At 68.4% G+C, this 24,346-nt stretch carries 27 protein-coding genes and 1 riboswitch; of the genes, 13 read left to right on the forward strand and 14 right to left on the reverse strand.

The features are described from left to right. A complete protein-coding gene (gene thiC, locus F787_RS0103075; protein ID WP_028491282.1) occupies positions 1–1,890 on the reverse strand; it encodes a phosphomethylpyrimidine synthase ThiC in 1,890 nt (629 codons plus the stop codon). Positions 1,891–1,967: 77 nt separating this feature from the next. After that, a riboswitch (TPP riboswitch) is annotated at positions 1,968–2,074 on the reverse strand. A gap of 82 nt (positions 2,075–2,156) precedes the next feature. Between thiC and F787_RS0103080 the strand changes: the two genes are divergently transcribed. Next, a complete protein-coding gene (locus F787_RS0103080; protein WP_018868847.1) occupies positions 2,157–2,837 on the forward strand; it encodes a TIGR00153 family protein in 681 nt (226 codons plus the stop codon). 33 nt (positions 2,838–2,870) lie between these two features. Then, on the forward strand, positions 2,871–4,127 hold the full coding sequence (locus F787_RS0103085) for an inorganic phosphate transporter (RefSeq protein ID WP_028491283.1): 1,257 nt from the start codon (positions 2,871–2,873) through the stop codon (positions 4,125–4,127). A gap of 34 nt (positions 4,128–4,161) precedes the next feature. On the opposite strand, the gene ubiB is transcribed toward F787_RS0103085, so the two are convergent. The 12 genes from ubiB to F787_RS16310 form a co-directional block, all read right to left on the reverse strand. Then, positions 4,162–5,838 (reverse strand): ubiquinone biosynthesis regulatory protein kinase UbiB, encoded by a 1,677-nt coding sequence (gene ubiB, locus F787_RS0103090; RefSeq protein ID WP_028491284.1) that lies wholly within the window; start codon positions 5,836–5,838, stop codon positions 4,162–4,164. A 5-nt stretch (positions 5,839–5,843) separates the two neighbouring features. Further along, the gene (locus F787_RS0103095) at positions 5,844–6,443 is read right to left on the reverse strand and encodes an SCP2 domain-containing protein (protein WP_028491285.1); all 600 of its coding nucleotides are present in this window, start codon (positions 6,441–6,443) and stop codon (positions 5,844–5,846) included. Positions 6,444–6,461: 18 nt separating this feature from the next. Further along, positions 6,462–7,214 carry a bifunctional demethylmenaquinone methyltransferase/2-methoxy-6-polyprenyl-1,4-benzoquinol methylase UbiE gene (ubiE, locus tag F787_RS0103100; protein ID WP_019022579.1) on the reverse strand — a complete coding sequence of 251 codons (753 nt, stop codon included), beginning with the start codon at positions 7,212–7,214 and terminating at the stop codon, positions 6,462–6,464. A gap of 13 nt (positions 7,215–7,227) precedes the next feature. Then, on the reverse strand, positions 7,228–7,593 hold the full coding sequence (locus F787_RS0103105; protein ID WP_018868852.1) for a gamma-butyrobetaine hydroxylase-like domain-containing protein: 366 nt from the start codon (positions 7,591–7,593) through the stop codon (positions 7,228–7,230). Between the two features lie 149 nt (positions 7,594–7,742). Further along, a complete protein-coding gene (gene hslU / locus F787_RS0103110; protein WP_019022578.1) occupies positions 7,743–9,074 on the reverse strand; it encodes an ATP-dependent protease ATPase subunit HslU in 1,332 nt (443 codons plus the stop codon). 55 nt (positions 9,075–9,129) lie between these two features. Next, positions 9,130–9,672: an ATP-dependent protease subunit HslV gene (gene hslV / locus F787_RS0103115; RefSeq protein ID WP_019641486.1), complete on the reverse strand. Its 543-nt coding sequence runs from the start codon at positions 9,670–9,672 to the stop codon at positions 9,130–9,132. A 59-nt stretch (positions 9,673–9,731) separates the two neighbouring features. Continuing rightward, positions 9,732–10,709: a tyrosine recombinase XerC gene (locus tag F787_RS0103120; protein WP_028491286.1), complete on the reverse strand. Its 978-nt coding sequence runs from the start codon at positions 10,707–10,709 to the stop codon at positions 9,732–9,734. Continuing rightward, entirely contained in the window at positions 10,684–11,391 is a 708-nt protein-coding gene (locus F787_RS0103125) for a DUF484 family protein (protein ID WP_028491287.1), read from the reverse strand. The genes F787_RS0103120 and F787_RS0103125 overlap by 26 nt, the downstream gene beginning before the upstream one ends. Continuing rightward, the gene (dapF, locus tag F787_RS0103130) at positions 11,388–12,203 is read right to left on the reverse strand and encodes a diaminopimelate epimerase (protein WP_042805616.1); all 816 of its coding nucleotides are present in this window, start codon (positions 12,201–12,203) and stop codon (positions 11,388–11,390) included. The genes F787_RS0103125 and dapF overlap by 4 nt, the downstream gene beginning before the upstream one ends. A 20-nt stretch (positions 12,204–12,223) precedes the next feature. Further along, positions 12,224–12,901: a trans-aconitate 2-methyltransferase gene (locus F787_RS0103135; protein ID WP_028491289.1), complete on the reverse strand. Its 678-nt coding sequence runs from the start codon at positions 12,899–12,901 to the stop codon at positions 12,224–12,226. Beyond that, positions 12,898–14,187, reverse strand: a complete 1,290-nt coding sequence (lysA, locus tag F787_RS0103140) for a diaminopimelate decarboxylase (protein ID WP_028491290.1) — start codon at positions 14,185–14,187, stop codon at positions 12,898–12,900. Before lysA ends, F787_RS0103135 begins: the two co-directional genes overlap by 4 nt. Continuing rightward, the gene (locus F787_RS16310) at positions 14,188–14,319 is read right to left on the reverse strand and encodes a lipoprotein (protein WP_019022573.1); all 132 of its coding nucleotides are present in this window, start codon (positions 14,317–14,319) and stop codon (positions 14,188–14,190) included. 314 nt (positions 14,320–14,633) lie between these two features. Between F787_RS16310 and soxY the strand changes: the two genes are divergently transcribed. The 11 genes from soxY to gpmI all read left to right on the forward strand — a co-directional run bounded on the left by soxY (position 14,634) and on the right by gpmI (position 22,795). After that, entirely contained in the window at positions 14,634–15,107 is a 474-nt protein-coding gene (gene soxY / locus F787_RS0103150; RefSeq protein WP_019569357.1) for a thiosulfate oxidation carrier protein SoxY, read from the forward strand. 46 nt (positions 15,108–15,153) lie between these two features. Continuing rightward, the gene (soxZ, locus tag F787_RS0103155; RefSeq protein WP_019569356.1) at positions 15,154–15,456 is read left to right on the forward strand and encodes a thiosulfate oxidation carrier complex protein SoxZ; all 303 of its coding nucleotides are present in this window, start codon (positions 15,154–15,156) and stop codon (positions 15,454–15,456) included. Positions 15,457–15,639: 183 nt separating this feature from the next. Beyond that, complete coding sequence (gene hisB, locus F787_RS0103160) at positions 15,640–16,233, forward strand: imidazoleglycerol-phosphate dehydratase HisB (protein WP_028491291.1); 594 nt, start codon at positions 15,640–15,642, stop codon at positions 16,231–16,233. A gap of 24 nt (positions 16,234–16,257) precedes the next feature. Beyond that, entirely contained in the window at positions 16,258–16,914 is a 657-nt protein-coding gene (hisH, locus tag F787_RS0103165; protein ID WP_028491292.1) for an imidazole glycerol phosphate synthase subunit HisH, read from the forward strand. 25 nt (positions 16,915–16,939) lie between these two features. After that, entirely contained in the window at positions 16,940–17,677 is a 738-nt protein-coding gene (hisA, locus tag F787_RS0103170; RefSeq protein WP_018936454.1) for a 1-(5-phosphoribosyl)-5-[(5-phosphoribosylamino)methylideneamino]imidazole-4-carboxamide isomerase, read from the forward strand. A gap of 1 nt (position 17,678) precedes the next feature. Beyond that, complete coding sequence (hisF, locus tag F787_RS0103175; RefSeq protein WP_018868866.1) at positions 17,679–18,467, forward strand: imidazole glycerol phosphate synthase subunit HisF; 789 nt, start codon at positions 17,679–17,681, stop codon at positions 18,465–18,467. Next, the gene (locus tag F787_RS0103180) at positions 18,464–18,826 is read left to right on the forward strand and encodes a phosphoribosyl-ATP diphosphatase (protein ID WP_028491293.1); all 363 of its coding nucleotides are present in this window, start codon (positions 18,464–18,466) and stop codon (positions 18,824–18,826) included. Before hisF ends, F787_RS0103180 begins: the two co-directional genes overlap by 4 nt. A gap of 70 nt (positions 18,827–18,896) precedes the next feature. Then, on the forward strand, positions 18,897–19,205 hold the full coding sequence (gene tatA, locus F787_RS0103185) for a twin-arginine translocase TatA/TatE family subunit (protein WP_018868868.1): 309 nt from the start codon (positions 18,897–18,899) through the stop codon (positions 19,203–19,205). A gap of 44 nt (positions 19,206–19,249) precedes the next feature. After that, the gene (gene tatB / locus F787_RS0103190) at positions 19,250–20,023 is read left to right on the forward strand and encodes a Sec-independent protein translocase protein TatB (RefSeq protein WP_028491294.1); all 774 of its coding nucleotides are present in this window, start codon (positions 19,250–19,252) and stop codon (positions 20,021–20,023) included. Further along, on the forward strand, positions 20,020–21,144 hold the full coding sequence (gene tatC, locus F787_RS0103195) for a twin-arginine translocase subunit TatC (protein ID WP_028491295.1): 1,125 nt from the start codon (positions 20,020–20,022) through the stop codon (positions 21,142–21,144). The genes tatB and tatC overlap by 4 nt, the downstream gene beginning before the upstream one ends. 100 nt (positions 21,145–21,244) lie before the next feature. Then, complete coding sequence (gene gpmI, locus F787_RS0103200) at positions 21,245–22,795, forward strand: 2,3-bisphosphoglycerate-independent phosphoglycerate mutase (RefSeq protein ID WP_028491296.1); 1,551 nt, start codon at positions 21,245–21,247, stop codon at positions 22,793–22,795. 18 nt (positions 22,796–22,813) lie between these two features. Here gpmI and F787_RS0103205 read toward each other — a convergent pair whose 3' ends face one another. Continuing rightward, entirely contained in the window at positions 22,814–24,337 is a 1,524-nt protein-coding gene (locus F787_RS0103205; RefSeq protein ID WP_028491297.1) for a YdiU family protein, read from the reverse strand. Between the last annotated feature and the right edge of the window lie 9 nt (positions 24,338–24,346).

Below are 24,346 nucleotides of genomic sequence, written 5' to 3' on the forward strand. Positions count from 1 at the left end.
TTACACCTCGCGGTAGATCTGCGCGCCCTTCTCGACGAACTCCACCGCCTTCTCCTGCATGCCCTTTTCCAGCGCCTCCTGTTCCGAAAGCCCCTGGGCCGCGGCGTAGTCGCGCACGTCCTGGGTGATCTTCATCGAGCAGAAGTTCGGGCCGCACATGGAGCAGAAGTGGGCGACCTTGTGCGCTTCCTTCGGCAGGGTCTCGTCGTGGAATTCGCGCGCGCGCTCCGGATCCAGCGCCAGGTTGAACTGGTCCTCCCAGCGGAACTCGAAGCGCGCCTTGGACAGGGCGTTGTCCTGCAGCTGCGCGCCGGGGAAACCCTTGGCCAGGTCGGCGGCGTGGGCGGCGATCTTGTAGGTGATGATGCCGTCGCGCACGTCCTGCTTGTTCGGCAGGCCCAGATGTTCCTTCGGTGTCACGTAGCAGAGCATCGCGGTGCCGTACCAGCCGATGTTGGCCGCGCCGATGCCGGAGGTGATGTGGTCGTAGGCCGGGGCGATGTCGGTCACCAGCGGGCCGAGGGTGTAGAAGGGCGCCTCGAAGCAGTCCTCCAGCTCCTTGTCGACGTTCTCCTTCACCTTCTGCAGCGGGACATGGCCGGGGCCCTCGATCATCACCTGCACGTCGTGTTCCCAGGCCTTCTGCGTCAGCTCGCCCAGGGTCTCCAGCTCGCCGAACTGCGCGGCGTCATTGGCGTCGGCCAGGCAGCCGGGGCGCAGGCCGTCGCCCAGCGAGAACGAGACGTCGAAGGCCTGCATGATCTCGCAGATCTCGTCGAAGTGGGTGTAGAGGAAGTTCTCCTGGTGATGCGCCAGGCACCACTTGGCCATGATCGAGCCGCCGCGGGAGACGATGCCGGTCACCCGGTCGGCGGTCAGCGGAACGTACTGCAGGCGCACGCCGGCGTGGATGGTGAAGTAGTCCACGCCCTGTTCGGCCTGCTCGATCAGGGTGTCGCGGAACAGCTCCCAGGTCAGGTCCTCGGGTTTGCCGTCGACCTTCTCCAGCGCCTGGTAGATCGGCACGGTGCCGATCGGCACCGGCGAGTTGCGCAGGATCCACTCGCGGGTCTCGTGGATGTTCTTGCCGGTGGACAGGTCCATCAGGGTGTCGCCACCCCAGCGCGCGGACCAGACGAGCTTCTCCACCTCTTCCTCGATCGAGGAGGTGACCGCGGAGTTGCCGATATTGGTGTTCACCTTCACCCGGAAGTTGCGGCCGATGATCATCGGCTCGAGCTCGGGGTGATTGATGTTCGCCGGGATGATCGCGCGGCCGCGGGCGATCTCCTCGCGCACGAACTCGGGGGTGATCTCCTCGGGGATGGAGGCACCGAACGACTCGCCGGCGTGGCTTCGCAGCAACTTCTGGTAGCGCGGGTCGGCGCGCAGTTCCTGCAGGCGGTTGTTCTCGCGGATCGCGACGAACTCCATCTCCGGGGTGATGATGCCCTGGCGGGCGTAGTGCAGCTGCGACACGTTCGCGCCGGCCTGCGCGCGGCGCGGCGGGCGGATGTGCTCGAAGCGCAGGCTGGCCAGTTCCGGATCGGCGGCGCGGGCACGGCCGTACTCCGAGCTCGGGCCGTCCAGCCACTCGGTGTCCGCACGTTCGTCGATCCAGCCACCGCGCAGATCCGCCAGGCCGCGGTGCAGGTCGATGCTCGCCTCGGGGTCGGTGTAGGGGCCGGAGGTGTCGTAGACCGGGATCGGCGGGTTCTCCTCGGGCGTGCCGGAGGTCATCGTCGGCGTCTGCGCGACCTCGCGATACGGCACGCGGATGTCCGCGCGCGACCCCTCGACGTAGCGCTTCTCGGAGTTCGGGAACGGGCGGGTGACCTCCGCGGAGACCTCGGCGGTCTTGCGGGCAAACGACTCGGGGATGGCGCTCATGATCGGACCTCTGCTGTCGCGTGAGGCGAAGGGAGCGCGGGCAGGGCGATCGCGGGGGCAGGGACCCCGGGTACAGCAGACCGTTGACCGAGCTTCCCTCCGCCGGTGTCAACCGGTTCAGGTTCAAGGGGACTCTCTCAGCCCCCTCGTCGCTCGCGACAACGGGGCACCCCCAGCTCATAGCCGAGTGTAACGCAGAGCCGCCCGGTAAGCACGGCGGGGCCGTTTGCGCTAGATTAGAGGTCTGTGACACTCTTCGCGCCGCCATGAGCCCCAAGAACTTTGTCTTCGAGCTGTTCGGCCGGTCCCCGGTGCGCCCGCTGCAGGCGCACATGGACAAGGTCCGTTCCTGTATCGCGGAACTGCCGCTGTTCATTCAGGCGGTGGATCGCGAAGACTGGGACACGGCTCGCACCCATCAGGAGCGCATCGTCGAACTCGAACACGATGCCGACCGCCTGAAGAAGGATCTGCGTCTGCACCTTCCCAAGGGGCTGATGCTCGCCATGTCGCGCCGCGACGTCCTCGACACCCTCCTCATCCAGGACCAGATCGCCAACAAGGCCAAGGACATCGCCGGGCTCATGCTGGGCCGGCAGATGCGTTTCCCCGACGACATGCAGGAACCGGTACAGCGGTTCCTGCAGCGCAGCGTGGACACCGTCGACCAGGCCGGCCGCGCGGTCAACGAACTGGACGAACTGGTGGAAGCCGGTTTCCGCGGCCACGAGGTCGAGGTCGTCAACCGCATCCTGCAGAAGCTCGACAGCCTCGAGCACGAGGCCGATGACGCCCAGCGCGAGGTCCGCGAAATGCTGTTTGCCCGGGAGACGGAGCTGCCGCCGGTGAACGTGATGTTCATGTATCGCGTGATCGACTCCATTGGCGATCTCGCCGACCTGGCACAGCGCGTGGGCAGCCGCCTGCAGCTGATGCTGGCCAAGTAACCACCCGACACAAGACGAGGCTCGGGAGACGGCATGGAATACGGCATTGTGCTGCTCGCCCTTGCGGTCATCTTCGGTCTGTTCATGGCCTGGGGCATCGGCGCCAACGACGTGGCCAATGCCATGGGCACCTCGGTTGGGTCACGTGCCCTGACCATCCGCCAGGCGGTGGTGGTGGCCGGGGTCTTCGTGTTCGCCGGTGCCTGGCTGGCCGGGGGCGAGGTAACCCAGACCATCCGCAGCGGGATGGTCGATTCCGAGCTACTGGCGGACAGTCCGGACCTGCTGGTGTTCGGGATGCTGGCGGCCCTGGCGGCGGCCGGGACCTGGCTGATGGTCGCGTCCTATTTCGGCTGGCCGGTCTCCACCACGCATTCCATCATCGGCGCCATCATCGGCTTCGCGGTGGTCGGGCTCGGGTTCGAGGTGGTGCGCTGGGAGCGGGTCGGCACCATCGCGGCATCCTGGGTTCTTTCGCCGATGATCGGCGGCGCGATCGCGTTCGCCCTGTTCCGCAGCGTGCAGCTCCTGATCCTGGACACGGTGGACCCGCTGAAAAACGCAAAGCGCTGGGCCCCGCTGTACATCTTCCTCACCGCCTTCGTGACCGCGCTGGTCACCATGTTCAAGGGGCTGACCCATGTCGGCCTCAATCTCACCACCGTACAGAGTTACGGTCTGGCGACCCTGATCAGCCTGATCGTGGTGGCGTTCGGCATGCTGGCCATCCGCCGGCTGCGGTTCGAGGAGATCCCGGCGGACGAAAACGGCTCGCACTTCATTGACGTCGAGAAGGTCTTCGGCGTGCTGATGGTGGTCACCGGCTGCGCCATGGCCTTTGCCCTGGGGTCCAACGACGTGGCCAACGCCGTGGGCCCGCTGGCCGCAGTGGTGGACGTCATCCAGACCGGCGAGGTGGACCCGGAGACGCTGGTCCCGATGTGGGTCCTGCTGCTGGGCGGCTTCGGGATCGTGTTCGGCCTGTTCACCTACGGCCACAAGGTGATCGCCACGGTGGGCACCGGCATCACCCAGCTGACCCCCAGCCGCGGCTATGCCGCGACGGCGGCCGCGGCCGCCACCGTGGTGCTGGCCTCGGGCACCGGCCTGCCGATCTCCACCACCCACACCCTGGTGGGCGCGATCCTCGGCGTGGGCCTGGCCCGCGGGATCGCGGCGATCGACCTGCGCCTGGTACGCATGATCTTCATGTCGTGGATCGTGACCCTGCCGGCCGGGGCGATCCTGGCGATCCTGTTCTTCTACGTGCTGCGCGGCCTGCTCGGCTGAGGCCCGGGCCGGGCCAGGAACGGAGCCGGCCGGGTCAGTTCTGCGGCCGCGGCGGCAGCGGCCGCAGGCTGAACAGCAAGAGCCCCAGCCCCAGGATCCCCGCGGGCCAGGCCGGCCAGGCCAGCCCCAGCCACTCGGGCACGTCCAGCTGCAGGCTCAGGCCCGCCACCACCAGCAGCCCCAGCGCGGCCAGGCCCTCGCGCCGGCGCCGGTCCTGCTGACCGAGACCGTCCTCCAGCTCGCGGATCTGCTGGCGCAGCGCGGCATCGCGTTCGGCCCGCTGCTCCTCCACCGTCAGCGCCTTCTCCACATGCAGCGGCAGCTCCGGCAGATGGGCCAGCAGCCGCGGCAGGTGTTCGCGCGCGCTGCGGAAGAAGGCGCGCGTCCCCATGCGCTCGTGCATCCACTGCTCGATGAACGGCTTGGCGGTGGTCCACAGGTCCAGCTGCGGGTACAGCTGGCGCCCCAGGCCCTCGATGTTCAGCAGGGTCTTCTGCAACAGCACCAGCTGCGGCTGGACCTCCATGTCGAAGCGCCGCGCGGTCTGGAACAGCCGCATCAGCACCTGGCCAAAGGAGATCTCGTCCAGCGGCTTCTGGAAGATCGGCTCGCACACCGACCGGATCGCCGCCTCGAACTCGTCGACCCGGGTGTCCTTCGGGACCCAGCCGGATTCCACGTGCAGCTCGGCCACGCGCCGGTAGTCACGGTTGAAGAAGGCGTAGAAGTTCTCCGCGAGGTAACGCTGGTCGGAGTCCAGCAGCGAGCCGACGATGCCGAAATCGACCGCGCGGTACGTCGGGTCGTCGGGATGGGTGGCATCGACGAAGATATTGCCCGGGTGCATGTCGGCGTGGAAGAAGTTGTGCTTGAACACCTGGGTGAAGAAGATCTCCACGCCGCGCTCCGCCAGCAGCCGCAGATCCACCCCGCGTTCACGCAGGGCGGCCACGTCGGCCACCGGAATGCCCTCGATGCGTTCCATCACCAGCACGCTCTGGCGCGTGTAGTCCCAGATGATCTCCGGGATGTAGAGCAGGTGGCTGTCCGCGAAATTGCGATGGATGGCCGCCGCGTTGGCGCCCTCGCGGATCAGGTCCAGCTCGTCGGTGACGGTCTTCTCGTACTCGTCCACCACCTCACGCGGGCGCAGCCGCCGAGCCTCGCTCCAGTAGCGATCCGCCAGCGCGGCGATGGTATGCATCACCTCGAGGTCCGCGCGGATGGTCTTCAGGATGCCGGGCCGCACGACCTTCACCACCACCTCGCGGCCGTCCTGCAGCCGCGCCTCGTGCACCTGGGCGATGGAGGCCGAGGCCAGCGGGGTATCGGAAAACTCGGCAAAGGCGATGTCCACCGGGCGTTCCAGCTCGGCCTCGATCACCGCGCGCGCTCGGTCGGCGGGGAACGGCGGGACACGATCCTGCAGGCGCGCCAGCTCCACCGCGATGTCGTCCGGGAGGAGGTCGCGGCGGGTCGACAGCATCTGCCCGAACTTGATGAAGATCGGCCCGAGGTCCTCCAGCGCGCGGCGGATGCGTTCACCCCGCGTGCCCCGGGTGCGGCGGAACCAGTTCCACGGCGCGAGATAGAGCAGGAAGCTCAGCGGACGCAGCGGCTTGAGGGTGAACAGGATGACGTCCAGCCGGTAGCGCACCAGGACCCGGGCGATGGTCCACAGCCGCAGACCCTGGTAGAAGCTGCGTCGCATGGGTGTCAGGCGTCTCCGGATTCGAGACGGCGCAGGCGCGCCTCCAGCCGGGCGGTATCGTCGCGCAGGCGGGCCACGTCCTCGCTGAAGGCCTCGAAGGCCCCGGACGGCGGCAGCCAGCCCGCCTCGTCGCGGGCATAATCGGCCAGGTCCTCGGCGGAGCGCGTGGCCGCATGACGCAGGCCGCCGGTCGCACGCCGGAACAGGTCCTGCAGCGGACCGGCCGAACCGGCGCCGGCAACCCGCTCGAACAGCGCCGCCCAGTCGTGCTCGGCCTCGCCCAGCGCGCGCTGCAGATCCGACAGTGCGGTGGCATCCCCAGTGATTTCCAGGCCGCTGCGGTCGTCGCGGGTCATGGCCGCCCCCAGCGACAATGGCGAGCCGGCCACGCGGGCATCCACGGGTTCTTCCACCCCGCCGATCACCTGCAGGCGGTCGGCGGCACCCACCAGACTGAACGCGACCCCCGGCGGCTCGACCACGATGGCCACCGCGCGGCCGGCCAGGCGCTCGCGTGCCGGTTCCGGCGCGGCCGCCAGGATCTCGTTCAGCAGGGTCTCGACCAGAGCGGTGACGGGGCTCGGCAGGGCGGCGGGCTCGGACATCGGTGGCGGCTCCCGGGGTTACAGGCGGGTGGCACGGTGCAGCGCGACGATCCCGCCAGTGAGGTTGTCGTATTCGACGCGTTCCAGGCCGGCATCGCGCATCAGCCCGGCGAGGGTCTCCTGATCCGGGTGCATGCGGATGGATTCGGCCAGATAGCGATAGGAGTCGGCATCATTGGCGACCAGACGGCCCATCAGCGGCAGGAGTTTGAAGGAATAGACATCGTAGGCCGGCCGCAGCGGCGCCACCGGCTGCGAAAACTCCAGGATCAGCACCCGACCGCCGGGCTTGAGCACCCGGCGCATCTCCGCCAGCGCGTTTTCCTTGCGGGTCACGTTGCGCAGGCCGAAGGCCATGGTGATGCGGTCGAAGGACTCGTCGGGATACGGCAGGACTTCGGCATCCGCCTGCACGTAGTCGATGTTGCCGACCCGGCCCTCGTCGATCAGCCGGTCGCGCCCGGCCTCCAGCATGGAGGCGTTGATGTCGCAGACCACGACCTGGCCCTTCGGTCCGACCCGCGGCGCGAACGCACTGGCGAGATCGCCGGTCCCGCCGGCCAGGTCGAGGATGCGCATGCCGGGCCGCACCCCGGCGCGTTCCACGGTGTAGCGCTTCCACACGCGGTGGATGCCCATGGACATCAGGTCGTTCATCACGTCGTAGCGGGAAGCCACGGAGTGGAACACCTGTCCGACCCGCTCGGTCTTCTCGGATTCGGAAACGGTCTGGTAGCCGAAGTGGGTCTTGCCGGGGTCGTCGTCGTTCATGAGTCTTCTTGCGTCAGTGGGTGCGGCGTTCGTGACCGGCCTGATGCAGCCGTTCCAGGTAATCCTGCCACAGACGCTCCTGTTCCGTACCCAGCTTGTAGAGGTAATCCCAGTCGTAGATGCCCGTATCGTGGCCGTCGGAGAACACCAGCTTGACTGCGTAATTGCCGACCGGCTCGATCGCGGTGATGTTCACATCCTCCTTGCCGACCTGCAGCACCTCCTGTCCGGGGCCGTGCCCGCGCACCTCAGCCGACGGCGAATACACCCGCAGGAACTCGCAGGGCAGCTCGAAATGCGAGCCATCGGCGTAGCGCAGTTCGAGGATGCGCGACTTCTGGTGCAGCTGGATGTCCGTGGGTCGTTGCGTACTGCTCATGCGGCCTCCGACGTGCGGCGCCCGGATTGCCCGGGACGATGGGAACGCCCGGAACCGCCAGGGCGGTTCCGGAATCACTGCCGCCGGCGAGGATACCAGCCCGCGCGCCCCGGCGGGCATACCCCGGCACGGGCTCCGGGGTTGGCGCGCTACAGGATGTAGCGCGACAGGTCCTCGTCCTCGGCCAGGTCGCTCAGGCGTTCGTCGACGAACGCGCGGTCGATCACGACCGGTTCCGGGATATCGGGGGCGCGGAAGGCGACGTCCTGCAGCAGGCGTTCGAGCACGGTGTGCAGCCGCCGCGCGCCGATGTTCTCGGTGCGCGCATTGACGTCGTGGGCGATCTCGGCGAGGCGCTGCACGCCCTCGTCGCGGAATTCCACGCTGACGCCCTCGGTCTTCATCAGCTCCACGTACTGCTCGGTCAGCGACGCGGTGGGCTCGGTCAGGATGCGCACGAAGGCCTCCACCGACAGCGGTTCCAGTTCCACCCGGATCGGCAGCCGGCCCTGGAGCTCGGGGACCATGTCCGACGGCTTGCTCAGGTGGAACGCGCCGGAGGCGATGAACAGGATATGGTCGGTGCGCACCATGCCCAGCTTGGTGGACACGGTGGTGCCCTCGATCAGCGGCAGCAGGTCGCGCTGCACGCCCTCGCGGGAGACATCCGAGCCGCTCTTCTCGCTGCCCTTGGCGACCTTGTCGATCTCGTCGAGGAACACGATCCCGCTCTGCTCGACCCGCTCGATCGCCTTGACCTTGAGTTCTTCCTCGTTGACCAGGCGCGCGGCCTCCTCGTCCACCAGCAGGCGCCGGGCATCGGCGATCTTCAGGCGCCGCTGCTGGCTCTTCTGGCCACCCATGTTCTGGAACATCGACTGCAGCTGGCTGGCCATCTCCTCCATGCCGGGCGGCGTCATCAATTCGACGTTCTGCCCCTGCTGCTGGAGCTCGATGTCGATCTCGCGCTCGTCCAGGCTGCCCTCGCGCAGGCGCTTGCGCAGCTTCTGCCGGGTCTCGTTGTTGGCCGCGTCGTCGCCGGACTCGGTGAAACCGGCGTTGCGCGGCCGCGGCAGCAGGGCATCGAGGATGCGCTCCTCGGCGGCGTCCTCGGCCTGGCCGCGGTGCTGCTGCATCTCTTCCTCGCGCAGCTGCTTGATCGCGTTTTCGGCCAGATCCCGGATGATCGACTCCACATCGCGCCCGACATAGCCGACTTCGGTGAACTTGGTCGCCTCGACCTTGATGAACGGGGCCTTCGCCAGCTTCGCCAGGCGGCGGGCGATCTCGGTCTTGCCGACGCCGGTGGGACCGATCATCAGGATGTTCTTGGGCGTGACCTCGGGCTGCAGGGCCTCGGGCAGCTGCCGCCGGCGCCAGCGGTTGCGCAGGGCGACGGCCACGGAACGCTTGGCCCCGTCCTGGCCAATGATGTAGCGATCCAGTTCCTGGACGATTTCGCGGGGGGTCATGTCGCTCATGGCTTGCGGTCCTGAAGGGTCGCGGCCGGGGAGCCTTGCGGGCGACGCCGGGGCGTCACTCGGCGTCGAGGCTCTCCAGCGTGATGTTGTGATTGGTGTAGACGCAGATGTCGGCGGCGGTATGGAGGCTCTTCTCCACCACGTCGCGCGCCGGCAGGTCGGTGTTCTGCAACAGGGCCTGGGCCGAGGCCTGGGCGTAGGGGCCGCCGGAGCCGATCGCGATCAGCGCGTTCTCGGGCTCGATCACGTCGCCGTTGCCCGAGATCACGAACGAGTTCTCGCGATCGGACACCGCCAGCAGTGCCTCCAGCTTGCGCAGCGCGCGGTCGGTGCGCCAGTCCTTGGCCAGCTCGACCGCGGCCCGGGTGATGTTGCCGGAGTGCTTCTCCAGCATGCCCTCGAAGCGCTCGAACAGGGTAAAGGCGTCGGCCGTGCCGCCGGCGAATCCGGCGAGGATGCGGTCGTGATAGACGCGGCGCACCTTGCGCGCGTTGCCCTTCATCACGGTGTTGCCCAGCGATACCTGGCCGTCGCCGCCCAGGGTCACGGCGCCGTTACGGCGCACGCAGACGATGGTGGTGCCACGAAACTGCTCCACGGTGGTCTCCTGCAATCGGTGGTCGGATCCGGACCGGGATTGTACGCGGTTGCGGCCGCCTACGAACCCGTCTCGTCGGCCGGATCGTGACGCCGCGCGCGGGGATGGGCGGCATCGTAGACCTCGGCCAGGTGCTGATAGTCCAGATGGGTGTAGATCTGGGTAGTGGACAGATCGGCATGCCCCAGCAGTTCCTGCACCGCACGCAGGTCGCCGCTGGATTCCAGCAGGTGGCTGGCGAAGGCGTGGCGCAGGCGATGCGGGTGCAGATGCACGTCGAGCCCGCCCCGGCGCCCGGCCTCCTCGACCCGGCGCTGCACCGAGCGGTTGCTGATGCGCCGCCCCCGGCGGGTCACGAACAGCGCGGGTTCGTCGTCGTTGGCCCACTGGCCTCGCACCGCCAGCCAGTCGCGCAGGGCAGCCAGCGCCATGCGCCCGGCGGGCACCCGCCGCTCGCGGCGGCCCTTGCCGAGAACCCGTACCATGCCGGCATCCCGGTCCACGTCCGGCAGATCCAGCCCGGTCAGTTCCGCCAGCCGCAGTCCGGAGCCGTACAGCAGCTCCAGCATCGCGCGGTCGCGGCGCGCCAGGGGCGAATCGGGATCGGCCGCTTCCCCGTCCGGCGCGGAGCCGGTGGCGGGCGGGGCATCCAGCGCCTGCTGCGCCTGATCCACGTCCAGCCCGCGGGGCAGCGGACGGTCGGTCTTCGGACCGCGCAGCCCCGCGGCGGGGTTGGCGGCGCGCTCGCCACGCTCCACCTGAAAATCGAGGAAACCGCGCACTGCGGCGAGAAACCGGCGGACCGAGCGCGGATGCCGCCCGCCCCGGGCCAGGCCGGCCACGATGCGGCGCAGCGCGGCGGCATCCAGCTCCGTCCAGGGCGCGCCCCAGGCCCGGCGCAGTTCGCGCAGGTCGCGACGGTACGCGGCTACGGTGTGCGGCGACAGCCCGCGCACATCACGCAGATGCGCGAGATAGGCCTCGATGGCGGGGTCGGGTTGCGGCTCGGACTCAGGCGGCCTGTTTGCGTTCGGCATGGCAGCGGATGGACTCGGCCAGCAGCTCGCCGATATGGGTGACGAAGTAGGTCCCCATATCCGGCTGGAAGCGGTCCGGTGAGGCACTGGCCAGGCCCAGAACGCCCACGCGTTCGTCGTCCGCCAGCAGCGGCATCAGGATCGCCGAACCCACCGTGTCGTCCGCATCGTCGAACAGCACCTTCAGCATGTCCGGGGGCACGCGGCCACACTGTGCCCGGCCGCGGGCGAACAGTGGTTCCAGCACGGCCAGCTGGGCGGTATCCAGGGCGTGCAGGTCCTGCACCTCGCGCTCCGCCAGACGGATGCTCACCCGCTCGGCGCCCAGTTCATCGCGCAGGGCGTCCTGCGTCAGCGCCAGCACCGCATCCAGGTTCTCCGCACGCATCAGGGTTCGGGCCAGATCGTGCAGCTGGCGGCCGACCCGTTCGTTGTCGCGGGCACGCTCCACCAGCTCGTGCATACGCTGCTCCAGCTGGCGGTTCTGCTCGCGCAAGCGCTTGAGCTGGCGTTCGACCAGGGACTCGGCTCCACCGGCCGGATGCGGGATGCGCAGCACGTCCAGCAGGGCCTGGTGGTCGAGGAAGAAATCCGGGTGCTCGCGCAGCCAGGCCTCGACCTCGGCCGCCGAGAGCTCGGCACCATCCCCCGCCGGGGAGACACTGGAGGGGTCTGTACTCATAGATCGATCCTGCCGTTGAATACCGTGGTTGCGGGGCCGGTCAGCCGCACCGGCGACTCCGGCCTGCCGCCCCAGCTTAGCACAAGGGTCCCGCCCGGCAGCGAGACCCGCACGCAGTCATCGACCCGGCCCTGCAGACGGGCCACCACCATCGCCGCGGCGGCGCCGGAGCCGCAGGCCAGGGTCTCGCCGGCGCCGCGTTCGTATACCCGCAGGTCCAGGTGCCCGCGATCACGTACCGCGGCGAAACCGGCGTTCACGCGGCGCGGGAAGCGGGGATGCGCCTCGATCGCGGGCCCCAGGGTCGCCACCGGTGCCTGCCCCACGTCGTCGACAAAGGTCACGGCATGCGGGTTGCCCATGGACACCGCGCCGATCTTCAGGAAGGTGTCGCCGACCTCGAGGGGGTACTCCGGTGCCTGGAAGTCGGCCTCGAACGGGATGCGCGCCGGTTCCAGCACCGGGCAGCCCATGTCGACGGTGACCTGTTCGTCCGCCTCCACCCGCAGCACCAGCGGACCACCCAGGGTCTCCACCGGGATCTCGCGGGCATCGGTCAGACCCTGCTCGCGCACGAAACGGGCGAAGCAGCGCGCGCCGTTGCCGCACTGCTCCACCTCGCCACCGTCGGCGTTGAAGATGCGATAGCGAAACAGCGCGCTCGCCGGATCGGCGGGCGGCTCCACCAGCAGGATCTGGTCGCAGCCCACCCCGAAATGGCGATCCGCCAGCAGGCGCAGCTGCTCGGTGGTCAGCGCGACCGCCTGACGCACGCCGTCGAACACCACGAAGTCGTTGCCCAGGCCATGCATCTTGGTGAAGGCGAGCCCGCTCACTCCGCGCGCTCCGGCAGCCGCCCGTGGATGACCATGTGGCGGTCGCTGGTGACCCGCACGCGGAAGCCGTCGAGGCCGGCCGCGGCCAGCTGGTCCTGGACCTCCTCGGGGGTAAACGCCGCATGCAGCGAGTGCTCGAAGTCGCGCCGCAGGACTTCCGGGGCGTCGGCCGAGTGCTCCGCCACCAGGCGTTTCACTTCGGCCTCCGAATCGGGACGACGCAGATCCATCACGAACACCCGCGCCCCGGGGGCGCCGTCACGACGGATCACCTGCCACAGCACTCCCGGATCATGCAGGTGATGCAGCAGCGAGTTGCAGATGATGGTGGCGTAGGGCGCGCGCGGGCCCCGCGCATCGGGCAGGCAACCCTCGGCCAGATGCACGCGATCGGCGGCCGGATGCCCCGCGCACAGCGCAGCCCCGGCCGCCAGCATCGCGGGAGCCCCGTCCAGCCCGTCGACCTCGCAGTCGGGATGGCGCGCGGCGAAGCGCAGGCTGACATCCCCCGGGCCGCAACCCGGATCCAGTACCGGGCCGCGCACCGGCTCCGGGAACACTTCGGCGAAGGCATCCACGAAGCCCTCGTGGGGCTGCGCGAAATCCGCCTCGGCATAGGCCCGGGCCTGGCCGGGCTCCAGCATCAGCTCGGGCTCGGGCCGCCGCGGGATCACGGATCGACCCTCCCGGGCGGATCTTCCTCGTCGGGATCGCGCGGCAGCATGCTCTCGCGCATCATCAGATGATCGACCTGCTCGCGGCGGTTGACGATCTGATAGTGGTCACCGTCCACCATGACCTCGGGCGGGCGCGGGCGGCTGTTGTAGTTGCCCGCCATCACATAGCCGTAGGCCCCGGCGGAGCGCACCGCCAGCACGTCGTCGGGGGCCAGCGCGAGATCGCGTTCGCGCCCGAGGAAATCCCCGGTCTCGCATACGGGTCCGACCACGTCGTAACTGCGGGTCTCGGTGTCGTCGCGCGGCACGATCGGATCGATCGCCTGCCACGCGCCGTACAGCGCCGGGCGCAGCAGGTCGTTCATCGCCCCGTCGACGATCGCGAAATCGCGGTGCTCCGAGTGCTTGAGGTATTCCACCCGGGTCAGGAACACCCCGGCGTTGGCGGCGATCGCCCGGCCCGGCTCCAGCAGCACCTTCAGCGGCCGCTCGCCCAGGGTCTCGCGCAGGGCGGCCGCCCAGACGTCCGGCTCCGGCGGGGTCTCGTCGCGATAGCGCACGCCCAGCCCGCCGCCGACATCGATGTGCGACAGCTCGATGCCGTCTTCCGCCAGCCGGTCCACCAGCGCCAGCACCCGTTCCAGCGCGTCGACGAACGGCTCGGTGCTGGTCAGCTGGGAGCCGATGTGGAAATCCACGCCGATCGCGTCCAGGTGCCCGGAAGCCTGGATGCGGCGATACAGCGCCGGCGCGTCCTCGATCGCCACGCCGAACTTGTTGTCGCGCAGGCCGGTGGCAATGTAGGGATGGGTCTCGGCGTCGACGTCCGGGTTCACCCGCAACGACACCGGGGCGGTCTCCCCGCGCTCGGCGGCGACCGCTTCCAGGCGTTCCAGCTCGCCCTCCGATTCGAGGTTGAAGCAGTGGATGCCCACGTCCAGCGCGCGCTGCATCTCCGCCGCGGTCTTGCCGACCCCGGAGAACACCACCCGCGCGGGGTCGCCGCCGGCACGCAGCACCCGCTCCAGTTCGCCGCCGGAGACGATGTCGAACCCCGAGCCCATGCGGGCCAGCACGTTCAGCACCGCCAGGCTGGAGTTGGCCTTGACCGCGAAGCAGACCTGATGCGGCATCCCGATCAGGGCCTCGGCGAACGCGCGGTAATGGCGCTCCAGGGTGGCGCGGGAGTAGACGTAGGCCGGGGTCCCCACCCGGCGGGCCAGGGCGTCGAGGTCCACGCTCTCGCAATGCAGCGTGCCCCCGCGGTAATCGAAATAGTCCATCTAGCGGGATTCCTCCTGCTCGTCCTCGGGGAGGTAGAGATCGCCCTTCTGCCCGCAGCTGGCCAGCATCTGCGCGCCTCCGAGGACGACAACCACGATCAGCAGCAACAGGTGGGCCTTGCAGAAGGGCATGGGTGCGGTATCCGGAAATGATTGCATCGGGAGGGCATAGTGTGCCATTGATACGGGGCTGGCTTCACTCGGATCAGGGGCGTTGCGGCCCGGAGCCGCTCGATAACGGATCCGTTCATGAAGCGTTCAGCCACATTCTGGGACTCTGGAGTTGCAGGATCAGCAAAGGGCCCGACACCAAAGGGGGCTGATCCGGGGACGGGGAATAGAACCGAACGGTACCCCGTCACAACGCACAGGCGCCTGCATCCACATGGATCGCTCGCGCCCCGGGAATGTCCGGATTTGATCCAAAAAGATGAGAGGAGATCTCCATGATTAGCACCAAGCGTCGTGTCTTCCTGAAAGGCACTCTCGCCGCCGGTACCGTGGGCGCCGCCGTGGGCGCCGGCCTGCTGGCCCCGAGCAAGCTGCTCGCCGCCTGGTCCGCCGACATGTTCGAGACGGAGGGCATGTCCGAGGCGATGAACGCCGTCGCCGGCACCACCGACATGCAGCAGTCCGACGACATCGACCTGAGCGCCCCGGAAATCGCCGAGAACGGCGCCGTGGTCCCGATCTCGGTCGAGGCCCACATGGACAACGTCGAGGAGATCGCGATCTTCGCCGAAGCCAACGACCGTTCCCTCACCGGCCGTTATGTCTTCGCCTCCGGCGCGAAGCCGAAGGCGTCCATGCGCATCCGCCTGGGTGACACCTCGGACGTGATCGCCGCCGTCAAGGCCGACGGCAACTGGTACATGACGTCGCGCAACGTCGAAGTGACGGTGGGTGGCTGCGGCGGCTAAGCCGGCACCCTCACCGATCCGATCAACAGTCTGGAGGTAAAGAACTATGTCCATCCGTATTCGCGCCCAGGAACAGGACGGAATGATCAACGTCCGCGCCCTGCTGAGCCACCCGATGCACACCGGGGATCAGACCGATGATGCCGGCGAGATCATCCCCGAGCATTTCATTCAGACCGTCGAAGCCAAGCGCAACGGCGAAACCATGGTCACCGCCCACTGGAACGTGACCATCTCGCAGAACCCCTTCCTCGAGCTGGAATTCGAAGGTTCGTCCGGCGACACCGTCGAGATCAGCTGGGAAGACAACCAGGGCGAAACCGCTTCCGAGTCGGTTTCCGTCCGGTAAATCCATCTCCCTTGATGGATGCGGAAAGGCCGGGGTTCGCCCCGGCCTTTTTTATGGGTACCCGTATCCGGCGCGCCGATGGGTGGAAAGACGTCGCGCTACATGTCCCGGGCCGCGAGTACGGCATACCGGCCGGGCGCCAGCCTTGCTACACTGGAACTTTCTGCGTCGAAGCCAGCCAAGATGAACCAGCGTACCGCCTCCGTCCGCCGCGACACCCTCGAGACCCGGATCTCCGTCGAACTGAACCTCGACGGCACCGGCCAGTGCCACACCGAGACCGGCATCCCGTTCCTCGACCACATGCTCGACCAGATCGCGCGTCACGGGATGGTCGATCTGGACGTGCGCGCCGAAGGCGACCTGCACATCGACGACCACCATACGGTGGAAGACATCGGCATCACCCTGGGCCAGGCACTGGCGCAGGCGATCGGCGACAAGAAGGGCATCCGCCGCTATGGCCATGCCTATGTGCCGCTGGACGAGGCCCTGTCACGGGTGGTGATCGACTTCTCCGGCCGCCCGGGCCTGGAGATGCACGCCGATTTCCGCCGTTCGCACATCGGCCAGTTCGATGTCGACCTGTTCCACGAATTCTTCCAGGGCCTGATCAACCATGCGTGGATTACCCTGCACGTGGACTGCCTGCGCGGGGACAATGCCCATCACGTGGCGGAGACCATCTTCAAGGCCTTCGGCCGCGCGCTGCGCGAGGCCGCGGAGGAAGACCCCCGCGGCGCCGGCATCACGCCCTCCACCAAGGGCAGCCTGTAAGGCCCGCCGCAACAGGGAAGCCACATGGAAACCGTCGCCGTCATCGACTACGGCATGGGCAACCTCCACTCGGTGGAGCGTGCCCTGACGCACGAGGCCGCACCCGGCCAGCGCATCCTGCGTACCGACGACCCGGAGATCCTGCGCGAGGCCGACCGGCTGGTGTTTCCCGGCCAGGGGGCGGCCGGCGACGCGATGCAGGCCCTCGCCCGGCGCGGTCTCAACCGCCTGCTGGCGGAACTGGCCGGTTCGCGCCCGTTCCTCGGACTCTGCCTGGGGCAGCAGATCCTGATGGAGCACTCGGACGAGAGCGGCGGCGTCGACCTGCTGGGGGTGATCCCCGGCGGGGTCGCCCGCTTTCCGGAACGCAGCGATGCGCAGGGGCGTCGCCTGAAGGTGCCGCACATGGGCTGGAACCGCGTGCAGCCCACCGGCGAGCACCCGCTGTGGCACGGCCTGCCGGAGACGCCGTGGTTCTATTTCGTGCACAGCTTCCGGGTGCAGCCGCGCGACGCGGCCAGCGTGGCTGCGCACACGGATTATGGCGAAACCTTCGCCTCGGCCCTCGCCCGCGGCTCGCTGTTCACTATGCAGTGTCACCCGGAAAAGAGCGCGGCCTGCGGCCTGCGCCTGCTGAACAACTTTCTGCGCTGGGACGGCGACGCCCCGGACGCCCCGTGAACGCCGCAACAGGAGGCGGAGAGAGATGCTGGTCATTCCCGCGATCGACCTGAAGGAAGGCAAATGCGTGCGCCTGCGCCAGGGGCGCATGGAGGACTCGACGGTATTCGGCGAAGAGCCGGTGGAAATGGCCCGACGCTGGGTCGAGGCCGGGGCCGAACGCCTGCACATCGTGGACCTCGACGGGGCATTCGCGGGGCGGCCGCGCAATGCCGAGGCGATCCATGCAATCGTCGAGACCTTTCCCGACCTGACCATCCAGATCGGTGGCGGCATCCGCGACGATGACACCGTGCAGGCCTACCTTGATGCCGGCGTACAGTACGTGATCATCGGCACGCGGGCGGTCAGCGCGCCGCATTTCGTCAACGACCTGTGCCTGGAATTCCCGGGTCACATCATCGTCGGCCTGGACGCCCGCGACGGCAAGATCGCGGTGGACGGCTGGTCCAAGCTCTCGCGTCACGACGTGATCGACCTCGCCCAGCACTTCGAGTCCGACGGCGTCGCCGCGATCATCTACACCGACATCGCGCGCGACGGGATGATGGAAGGCCCCAACGTGGAGGCCACCGCGAAGCTCGCGGAGAACGTGCGGGTACCGGTGATCGCCTCCGGCGGCGTCAGCTCGCTGGACGACATCCGCAGCCTCGCCCGCGGGGCCGACGCCGGTATTGACGGCGTGATCGTCGGCCGCGCCCTGTACGAGGACGCCTTCACCCTGGAGCAGGCGCGCGCGGCCGCCCGGGGCGAGGACACCTGAGATGCTGGCACGCCGCATCATCCCCTGCCTGGACGTGGACGCCGGCCGCGTGGTCAAGGGCGTGAACTTCGTCGGCATCCGCGACGCCGGTGACCCGGTGGAGATCGCCCGGCGCTACGACGCCCAGGGGGCCGACGAGCTGACGTTCCTCGACATCACCGCCTCCTCCGACGACCGCAGCACCATCCTGCACGTGGTCGAAGAAGTCGCCTCGCAGGTCTTCATCCCGCTGACCGTGGGCGGCGGCGTGCGCGCGGTGGACGACATCCGCCGTCTGCTGAACGCCGGGGCGGACAAGGTGTCCATCAACACTGCGGCGGTTCACCGGCCCGAACTGGTACGCGAAGCCGCGGACTGGGTCGGCTCGCAATGCATCGTGGTGGCGATCGACGCGCGCCGCACCAGCGCCGAAGGCGAGCCCGCGCGCTGGGAGATCTTCACCCACGGCGGGCGCCGCGAGACCGGCCTGGATGCGATCGAATGGGCGCGCCACATGGCCGAGCTGGGCGCCGGCGAGATCCTGCTGACCAGCATGGACCGCGACGGCACCCGCAGCGGCTTCGACCTGGAACTGACCCGGGCGGTGAGTGACGCAGTGAACATTCCGGTGATCGCCTCGGGCGGCGTGGGCAGCCTGGAACATCTGGTCGAGGGCGTGACCACCGGGCACGCGGATGCCGTGCTGGCGGCCAGCATCTTCCACTTCGGCGAGCACACGGTCGGCGAGGCCAAGGCCGCGATGGAAGCCGCGGGGGTGCCCGTGCGTCCCCTGCAGGAGGTGACGGCGTGAACGACCCCTCCGCAAACCCGCGCGAGCACCTGCTGGCGGCGCTGGCCGAGGTCATCGACGAGCGACGCTCCGCGGACCCCGAACGCTCCTACGTCGCGAAGCTGCAGGCGCGCGGCCTGGATGCCATGCTCAAGAAGGTGGGTGAAGAAGCCACCGAAGCGGTGCTGGCGGCCAAGGACGACGACGCCGATACGCTGGTGTCGGAAATGGCCGACCTGTGGTTTCATACCCTCATCGTCCTGCGGGCGCGCGACCGCCACCCCGACGACGTCCTCGACGAACTGGCCCGGCGTTTCGGCCTGTCCGGCGTGGACGAAAAGGCCGGCCGCGAAGTCGCAGGACAGCGTTCGGACAAATAGGCAGCCTGGTTGATTCGGGAACCCTCCCCGGTCAGGCTGTCCGGCAAGGAACTTATTTCGGAGACACTCCATGGGTATTGGTGGTATCAGCATCTGGCAGCTCCTGATCATCCTTCTGATCGTGGTCCTGCTGTTCGGCACGAAAAAACTGCGCAACATGGGCGGTGACGTCGGCTCCGCGCTGAAGAACTTCCGGCAGGCGGTCAAGGACCCCGACGGCGAGAACCAGAAGAAGGAAGAAGGCGAGGAAGGCGTGGAAGGCGAAAAGCCGGGCGTCGAGAACCAGAGCGAAGACGACGAAGGTCGCGTGGTCGACGCCGAGGTGAAAAAGCGCAGCGAGAAGTCCGGCGACAACGACTCGTCGGACAAGAACGCCTGATCCGGTTCCGGTCCGCAACGACCGGCCGGCAGCGGCGCTAGTCCATGTTCGACATCGGCTTCTGGGAAATCCTGATCATCGTCGTGGTGGCGCTCCTGGTCGTGGGACCGGAGCGCCTGCCCGGCCTTGCGCGCGAGATCGGCCGGTTCGTCGGCAAGACGCGGCGCTTTGTCCAGAGCGTGCGCTCGGACGTGGAGCGCGAGTTCCAGACCGAGGAACTGCGCGAGATGGTCAAGAGCCAGGACCGCGAGATCCGCGAGCTCAAGCACATGGTCGAGGACACCGAGACCAGCCTGCGTGAGGATCTGGAGCAGACCGAACGCGAGATCAACCGCGAGCTGCGCGACACCGACGACACCCCGGCGGATGCGGATTCGGATGCCGGCGAGTCGGCCGACGGGGACACGCAACCGGCGAAGCCGGCACGTCCCGCGGTTCGCGAACGTCGCACCCCTCCGGAACCGGCCGGTCGCGAAACCGACACCTCCCGCGCCGATTCGGTAGAGGATGCCGGCACGCAGGATGGCGAGGCGGGATCCGCGCCTGAGGAACCGGCCTGGGACGCTGACGGCGGTGACCTCGAGCGGGTACCCGTCAGCCACAACATGGGCCCGGACCTGGCCACCGAAGATCCCGCACTGGCGGCCGAACGCGAACAGCGCAGCACGCGGGAAGAAAGGCCCCGGCGGCGCACCGCCGGGCGCCGGCCGCAGCGCCCCGCCGGGCAAGCGCCGGAATCCCCGGAAGAACAGGGCGGCGACGGGCCGCAGGAAACCGACACCGACCACTCACCCCGCACGCCTGACGAACGCCCATGAGCAAGACCAGCCCGGGGGTCGAACCCACGGAAGAGGCCACCGAGACCCTGCTCTCCCACCTGATCGAGCTGCGCGACCGGGTCCTGCGGATGTTCATCGCCGTGCTGGTGGTGTTCCTGATCCTGTTCCCGTTCGCCAACCAGCTCTATACCTTCCTGGCCGATCCGCTGATGGCGCATCTGCCGGAAGGCACCAGCATGATCGCGATCGAGGTGGCCGCGCCGTTTCTGATCCCGTTCAAGCTCACCCTGCTGCTGGCGGTGGCGATCAGCATCCCGTACCTGCTCTATCAGCTCTGGGCGTTCATCGCGCCGGGGCTTTATCAGCACGAGAAGAGCCTGGCCGGCCCTCTGGTCGCGTCATCCACCATCCTGTTCTACCTCGGGATGGCGTTCGCCTATTTCGTGGTCTTTCCGCTGATCTTCGCGTTCTTCACCGCGGCCGCGCCGGAAGGCGTGGACGTGATGACGGACATCTCGCGCTACCTGGATTTCGTCATCCTGCTGTTCATCGCCTTCGGCATCGCCTTCGAGATGCCGGTGGCCACCATCCTCCTGGTGACCATGGGGGCCACCACCACCGAGAAGCTGGCCGCCAAGCGCCCGTACGTGATCGTCGGGGTGTTCCTGGTGGGCATGGTCCTGACTCCGCCGGACATCATTTCGCAGACCCTGCTGGCCCTGCCGATGTGGTTGCTGTTCGAGGTCGGCCTGATCCTTGCGCGCATCATGGAGCGGCGCAAGGCCGAACAGAAGGCCACCCCCGAGGACGACCCGGAGGGGCCCGATGACCCCGAGGGCGGACCGGGCGGCGGCCCGGGCGCGGGGCCGCAGAGCGGACCGGATTCCGGCCCCGCACCGCGCTCCGGCACCACCCGGCCCGAACCCGCGGGCAGGGCGCCGGCCGCCGACACCTCCGACGAAACGCGTCCGTCTCCCGCGGCCCGTACCGGCTACACCCCGCTGTCCGAGGCGGAGATGGATGCCGAACTCGATCGCATCGAGGCCGAAGACGCGCGACGCGGCAACGCATCCGCGGGCAACCGCACGGATGGGCCGGACGATGCGGCGGACGACACGCCGGACGAATCGGGGGATCGCCCCGAGCGTGATCCCCGCTGAGTCGCGAGCGGCCCGGACCTCCAAACCGCGTGCGGAGCTGGTAAAATTCAGCACTCACTGAAATTCCGTCCCACCCACGCACCCAGGTACCGAGACCGCGATGGCTGATCCGCGCACCACCCCTCGCCGCCCCGTCCTCCTCATCGTCATGGACGGGGTGGGCGTGAACCCGAGCAAGATCAACAACGCCTACGCCGAGGCGGACACCCCCAACCTCGACCGCTATCTGTCGACCCGCACGCACACCACCCTGGATGCCTGCGGTCGTGCGGTCGGCCTGCCGGACGGACAGATGGGCAACTCCGAGGTCGGCCATCTGACGCTGGGCGCGGGCACGGTCGTCAATCAGGACCTGGTGCGCATCGACGACGCCATTGCCGACGGCAGCTTCTTCGAGAACGATGCCCTGGTCAGTGCGGCGCGGGCCGCGGCCTCCAAGGATCAGCCGCTGCACCTGATCGGCCTGGTGTCCGATGGCGGCGTGCATTCGCATATCCGGCACCTGGTGGCCCTGATTGGCATCTGCCGTCAGGAAGGCGCCCGGCCGATCGTGCACATGATCACCGACGGCCGTGATACCGCCCCGCGCTCGGCCCTGAACTATCTCGAGACCCTGGAGCCGGAACTGGAGCAGGCCGGCGGGTTCATCGCCACGGTCTGCGGACGCTACTATGCCATGGACCGTGACAAGCGCTGGAACCGCACGGAGAAGGCCTTCCGCGCGATGGCCTTCGCCGAAGGCGAACCGGTCGGCAGCGCGCGCGAGGCGATCGAGGGTGCCTGGGCCGCGGGCGAGGATGACGAATTCATCAAGCCCCGCATCATCAATGGCGGGGCGCCGATGGGCACCGAGGCGGAATGCGTGCTGTTCAACTTCCGCAACGACCGCCCGCGCCAGCTCACCGCCGCCCTGGGCATGGATGATTTTGACGGGTTCGATCGCGGGGACTTCCATCCGGTCTCCGAGACCTGCCTGACCGAATACGACCCGCGCTTTCTGTCGCCGATCGCATTCCCCCCGGAACGCCCGTCCACCACCCTGGGTTCCACCATCGCCTCCGCCGGGATCCCGCAGTTCCACTGCGCGGAGACCGAGAAATACGCCCACGTCACGTTCTTCTTCAACGGTGGCAAGGAAGAACCCTACGCGGGCGAAAAGCGGGTGATGGTGCCCTCGCCCGCGGTGGACACCTATGACGAGCAGCCGGAGATGAGCGCGCGCGAGGTGGCCGACGAGACCATCAAGGCGATGGAAAGCGGGCGTTACGGGTTCATTCTCGTGAACTTCGCCAACGGCGACATGGTGGGCCATACCGCCCGTCGCGAGGCCCTGATCGAAGCCGTTCACACCCTCGACCGCGAGGTCGGGCGGGTGCTGGATGCGGCCGAGGCCCAGGAGTACTCGGTGATCGTCACCGCCGACCACGGCAACTGCGACGAATACGTCGACCCGGTCACCGGGGCACCGCACACCCAGCACACCATCTACCCGGTGATGTGCATGATCCTCGACAGCCAGCGCTGGCGTCTGCGTACCGGCGGCGGACTCGCCGACGTCGCCCCCACGGTGCTGGAACTGATGGGCGTGCCCAAGCCGAGCGCGATGGGCGGACGCAGCCTGCTGCTGGAAGAGGTCCCCGACTCCGCCTGAAGCAGGCAGCGCCTCCCCTCAGGACGAACAGCTGAGCTGGATCCCGCTGGCCCAGGCCGGCGGGAGCCCGGCGAGGTCCTCGTCCTCCGGCTGTTCGTCGAACGGCCGGCTCAGCACGCGCTGCAGTCGTTCGACCTCCGACAGGTCACCCTCCTCGGCGCGTTTGATAGCAGCCTGCGCCAGGTGGTTGCGCAGGATGTATTTCGGGTTGACCGCCCGCATCGCCACATGGCGTTCCGTGGTCGGGCGCGTCTCGTGGCCCAGACGGGCACGCCAGCGATCCTCCCAGGCCTCCCAGGCACGCGGGTCTTCCAGTTCTTCGATGAATCCCTGACGCGTCTCTCCGTCTTCCAGTTCCGGCAACTGACGGAAGAACCGGGTGTAGTCGACGCCTTCGGCCGCCATCCGGGCGAGCAGATCCTGGATCAGGGCCTCGTCCTCGTCGCGTTCGAGCTGCAGGCCCAGCTTGGCGCGCATGCGCCGCAACCAGGCCGCGCGGAACTGCTCCTGGTACGCCTCGAGGACGGGCTTCGCCTGCTCCACCGCGGTGTCGATGTCGGGGGCGCGGAACTGCCCCACCAGGGTCTCCGCGAGGCGGATCAGGTTCCACTGAGCCACGCCCGGCTGGCGGCCGAAGGCATAACGACCCCCCTGGTCGGTATGGTTGCAGATGTAATCGGGATCGTAGGCGTCCATGAACGCAAACGGGCCGTAGTCGATGGTGAGACCGGTCAGGCTCATGTTGTCGGTGTTCATCACCCCGTGGCTGAAGCCCACCGCCTGCCAGTCCGCCATCAGCTCGGCGGTGCGCGCGGTCACGGTCTCCAGCATCGCCCGCACCGGGTCTTCCGCGTCCCTGTGCTCGGGGAAGTCATGGTCCAGCGCGTAGTCGATCAGCTGGCGCAACCGCTCCGGATAGCCGGCATAATGGAAGTATTCGAAATGCCCGAAACGCAGGAAGCTGGGGGCCGCGCGCAACACCACCGCGCCACTCTCGATGCGCTCGCGGAACACCCGCAGCGAGGACCCGTAGAGGGCGACCGCCCGCGTGGTGGGGATACCCAGCGCCGCCATGTGCTCGGAAACCAGGTATTCGCGGATCGACGAGCGCAGCACCGCGCGGCCGTCGGCATGACGCGAAAACGCGGTCGGTCCGGAGCCCTTGCTCTGCAGCTCCCAGTGCTCGCCGGCGGGCGTGCGCACCTCCCCCAGCAACTTGGCCCGGCCATCGCCCAGCTGCGGCACGTAGACCCCGAACTGGTGACCCGCGTACACGCTGGCGACCTGCGGCGTGCCCGCCACCGGCTCGCCGCGGGTAATCATGCCGAGCCACGGCTCGGCGGCGAGATCCTCGGGCGTCAGACCCAGACGCTCGCGCATCGCCGGGCTGCTGGCGAGCAGCCGGGCCCCGGGGAACGGGGCGGGCTCCGGGCGGTGATGGAAGGCATCCGGCAGCGCGGCGAAACGGTTGATCCATTCCAGCCCGGCGCCCGACGGCGGTGTCTCCGGAGGACGTTCGCGGTTCGGCTCGGCGGCGGACATGAGGCGGCA

Origin of the sequence: Thioalkalivibrio sp. ALE19 (genome assembly GCF_000428605.1) — a bacterium.
Lineage (GTDB): Bacteria > Pseudomonadota > Gammaproteobacteria > Ectothiorhodospirales > Ectothiorhodospiraceae > Thioalkalivibrio.

Coding starts and splice junctions, on each gene's coding strand:
- dapF (WP_042805616.1), bottom strand. CDS start 12,203: ATGCATGGCCTGGGCAACGACTTCGTGGTGTTCGACGGCGTGCGTCAG.
- F787_RS16310 (WP_019022573.1), bottom strand. CDS start 14,319: ATGCCCTTCTGCAAGGCCCACCTGTTGCTGCTGATCGTGGTTGTCGTC.
- thiC (WP_028491282.1), bottom strand. CDS start 1,890: ATGAGCGCCATCCCCGAGTCGTTTGCCCGCAAGACCGCCGAGGTCTCC.
- tatB (WP_028491294.1), top strand. CDS start 19,250: ATGTTCGACATCGGCTTCTGGGAAATCCTGATCATCGTCGTGGTGGCG.
- ubiB (WP_028491284.1), bottom strand. CDS start 5,838: ATGCGACGCAGCTTCTACCAGGGTCTGCGGCTGTGGACCATCGCCCGG.
- hisH (WP_028491292.1), top strand. CDS start 16,258: ATGGAAACCGTCGCCGTCATCGACTACGGCATGGGCAACCTCCACTCG.
- lysA (WP_028491290.1), bottom strand. CDS start 14,187: ATGGACTATTTCGATTACCGCGGGGGCACGCTGCATTGCGAGAGCGTG.
- F787_RS0103205 (WP_028491297.1), bottom strand. CDS start 24,337: ATGTCCGCCGCCGAGCCGAACCGCGAACGTCCTCCGGAGACACCGCCG.
- tatC (WP_028491295.1), top strand. CDS start 20,020: ATGAGCAAGACCAGCCCGGGGGTCGAACCCACGGAAGAGGCCACCGAG.
- F787_RS0103125 (WP_028491287.1), bottom strand. CDS start 11,391: ATGAGTACAGACCCCTCCAGTGTCTCCCCGGCGGGGGATGGTGCCGAG.
- gpmI (WP_028491296.1), top strand. CDS start 21,245: ATGGCTGATCCGCGCACCACCCCTCGCCGCCCCGTCCTCCTCATCGTC.
- F787_RS0103105 (WP_018868852.1), bottom strand. CDS start 7,593: ATGAGCAGTACGCAACGACCCACGGACATCCAGCTGCACCAGAAGTCG.
- hslU (WP_019022578.1), bottom strand. CDS start 9,074: ATGAGCGACATGACCCCCCGCGAAATCGTCCAGGAACTGGATCGCTAC.
- ubiE (WP_019022579.1), bottom strand. CDS start 7,214: ATGAACGACGACGACCCCGGCAAGACCCACTTCGGCTACCAGACCGTT.
- hisA (WP_018936454.1), top strand. CDS start 16,940: ATGCTGGTCATTCCCGCGATCGACCTGAAGGAAGGCAAATGCGTGCGC.
- F787_RS0103080 (WP_018868847.1), top strand. CDS start 2,157: ATGAGCCCCAAGAACTTTGTCTTCGAGCTGTTCGGCCGGTCCCCGGTG.
- soxZ (WP_019569356.1), top strand. CDS start 15,154: ATGTCCATCCGTATTCGCGCCCAGGAACAGGACGGAATGATCAACGTC.
- F787_RS0103095 (WP_028491285.1), bottom strand. CDS start 6,443: ATGTCCGAGCCCGCCGCCCTGCCGAGCCCCGTCACCGCTCTGGTCGAG.
- soxY (WP_019569357.1), top strand. CDS start 14,634: ATGATTAGCACCAAGCGTCGTGTCTTCCTGAAAGGCACTCTCGCCGCC.
- tatA (WP_018868868.1), top strand. CDS start 18,897: ATGGGTATTGGTGGTATCAGCATCTGGCAGCTCCTGATCATCCTTCTG.
- hisB (WP_028491291.1), top strand. CDS start 15,640: ATGAACCAGCGTACCGCCTCCGTCCGCCGCGACACCCTCGAGACCCGG.
- hisF (WP_018868866.1), top strand. CDS start 17,679: ATGCTGGCACGCCGCATCATCCCCTGCCTGGACGTGGACGCCGGCCGC.
- F787_RS0103120 (WP_028491286.1), bottom strand. CDS start 10,709: ATGCCGAACGCAAACAGGCCGCCTGAGTCCGAGCCGCAACCCGACCCC.
- F787_RS0103085 (WP_028491283.1), top strand. CDS start 2,871: ATGGAATACGGCATTGTGCTGCTCGCCCTTGCGGTCATCTTCGGTCTG.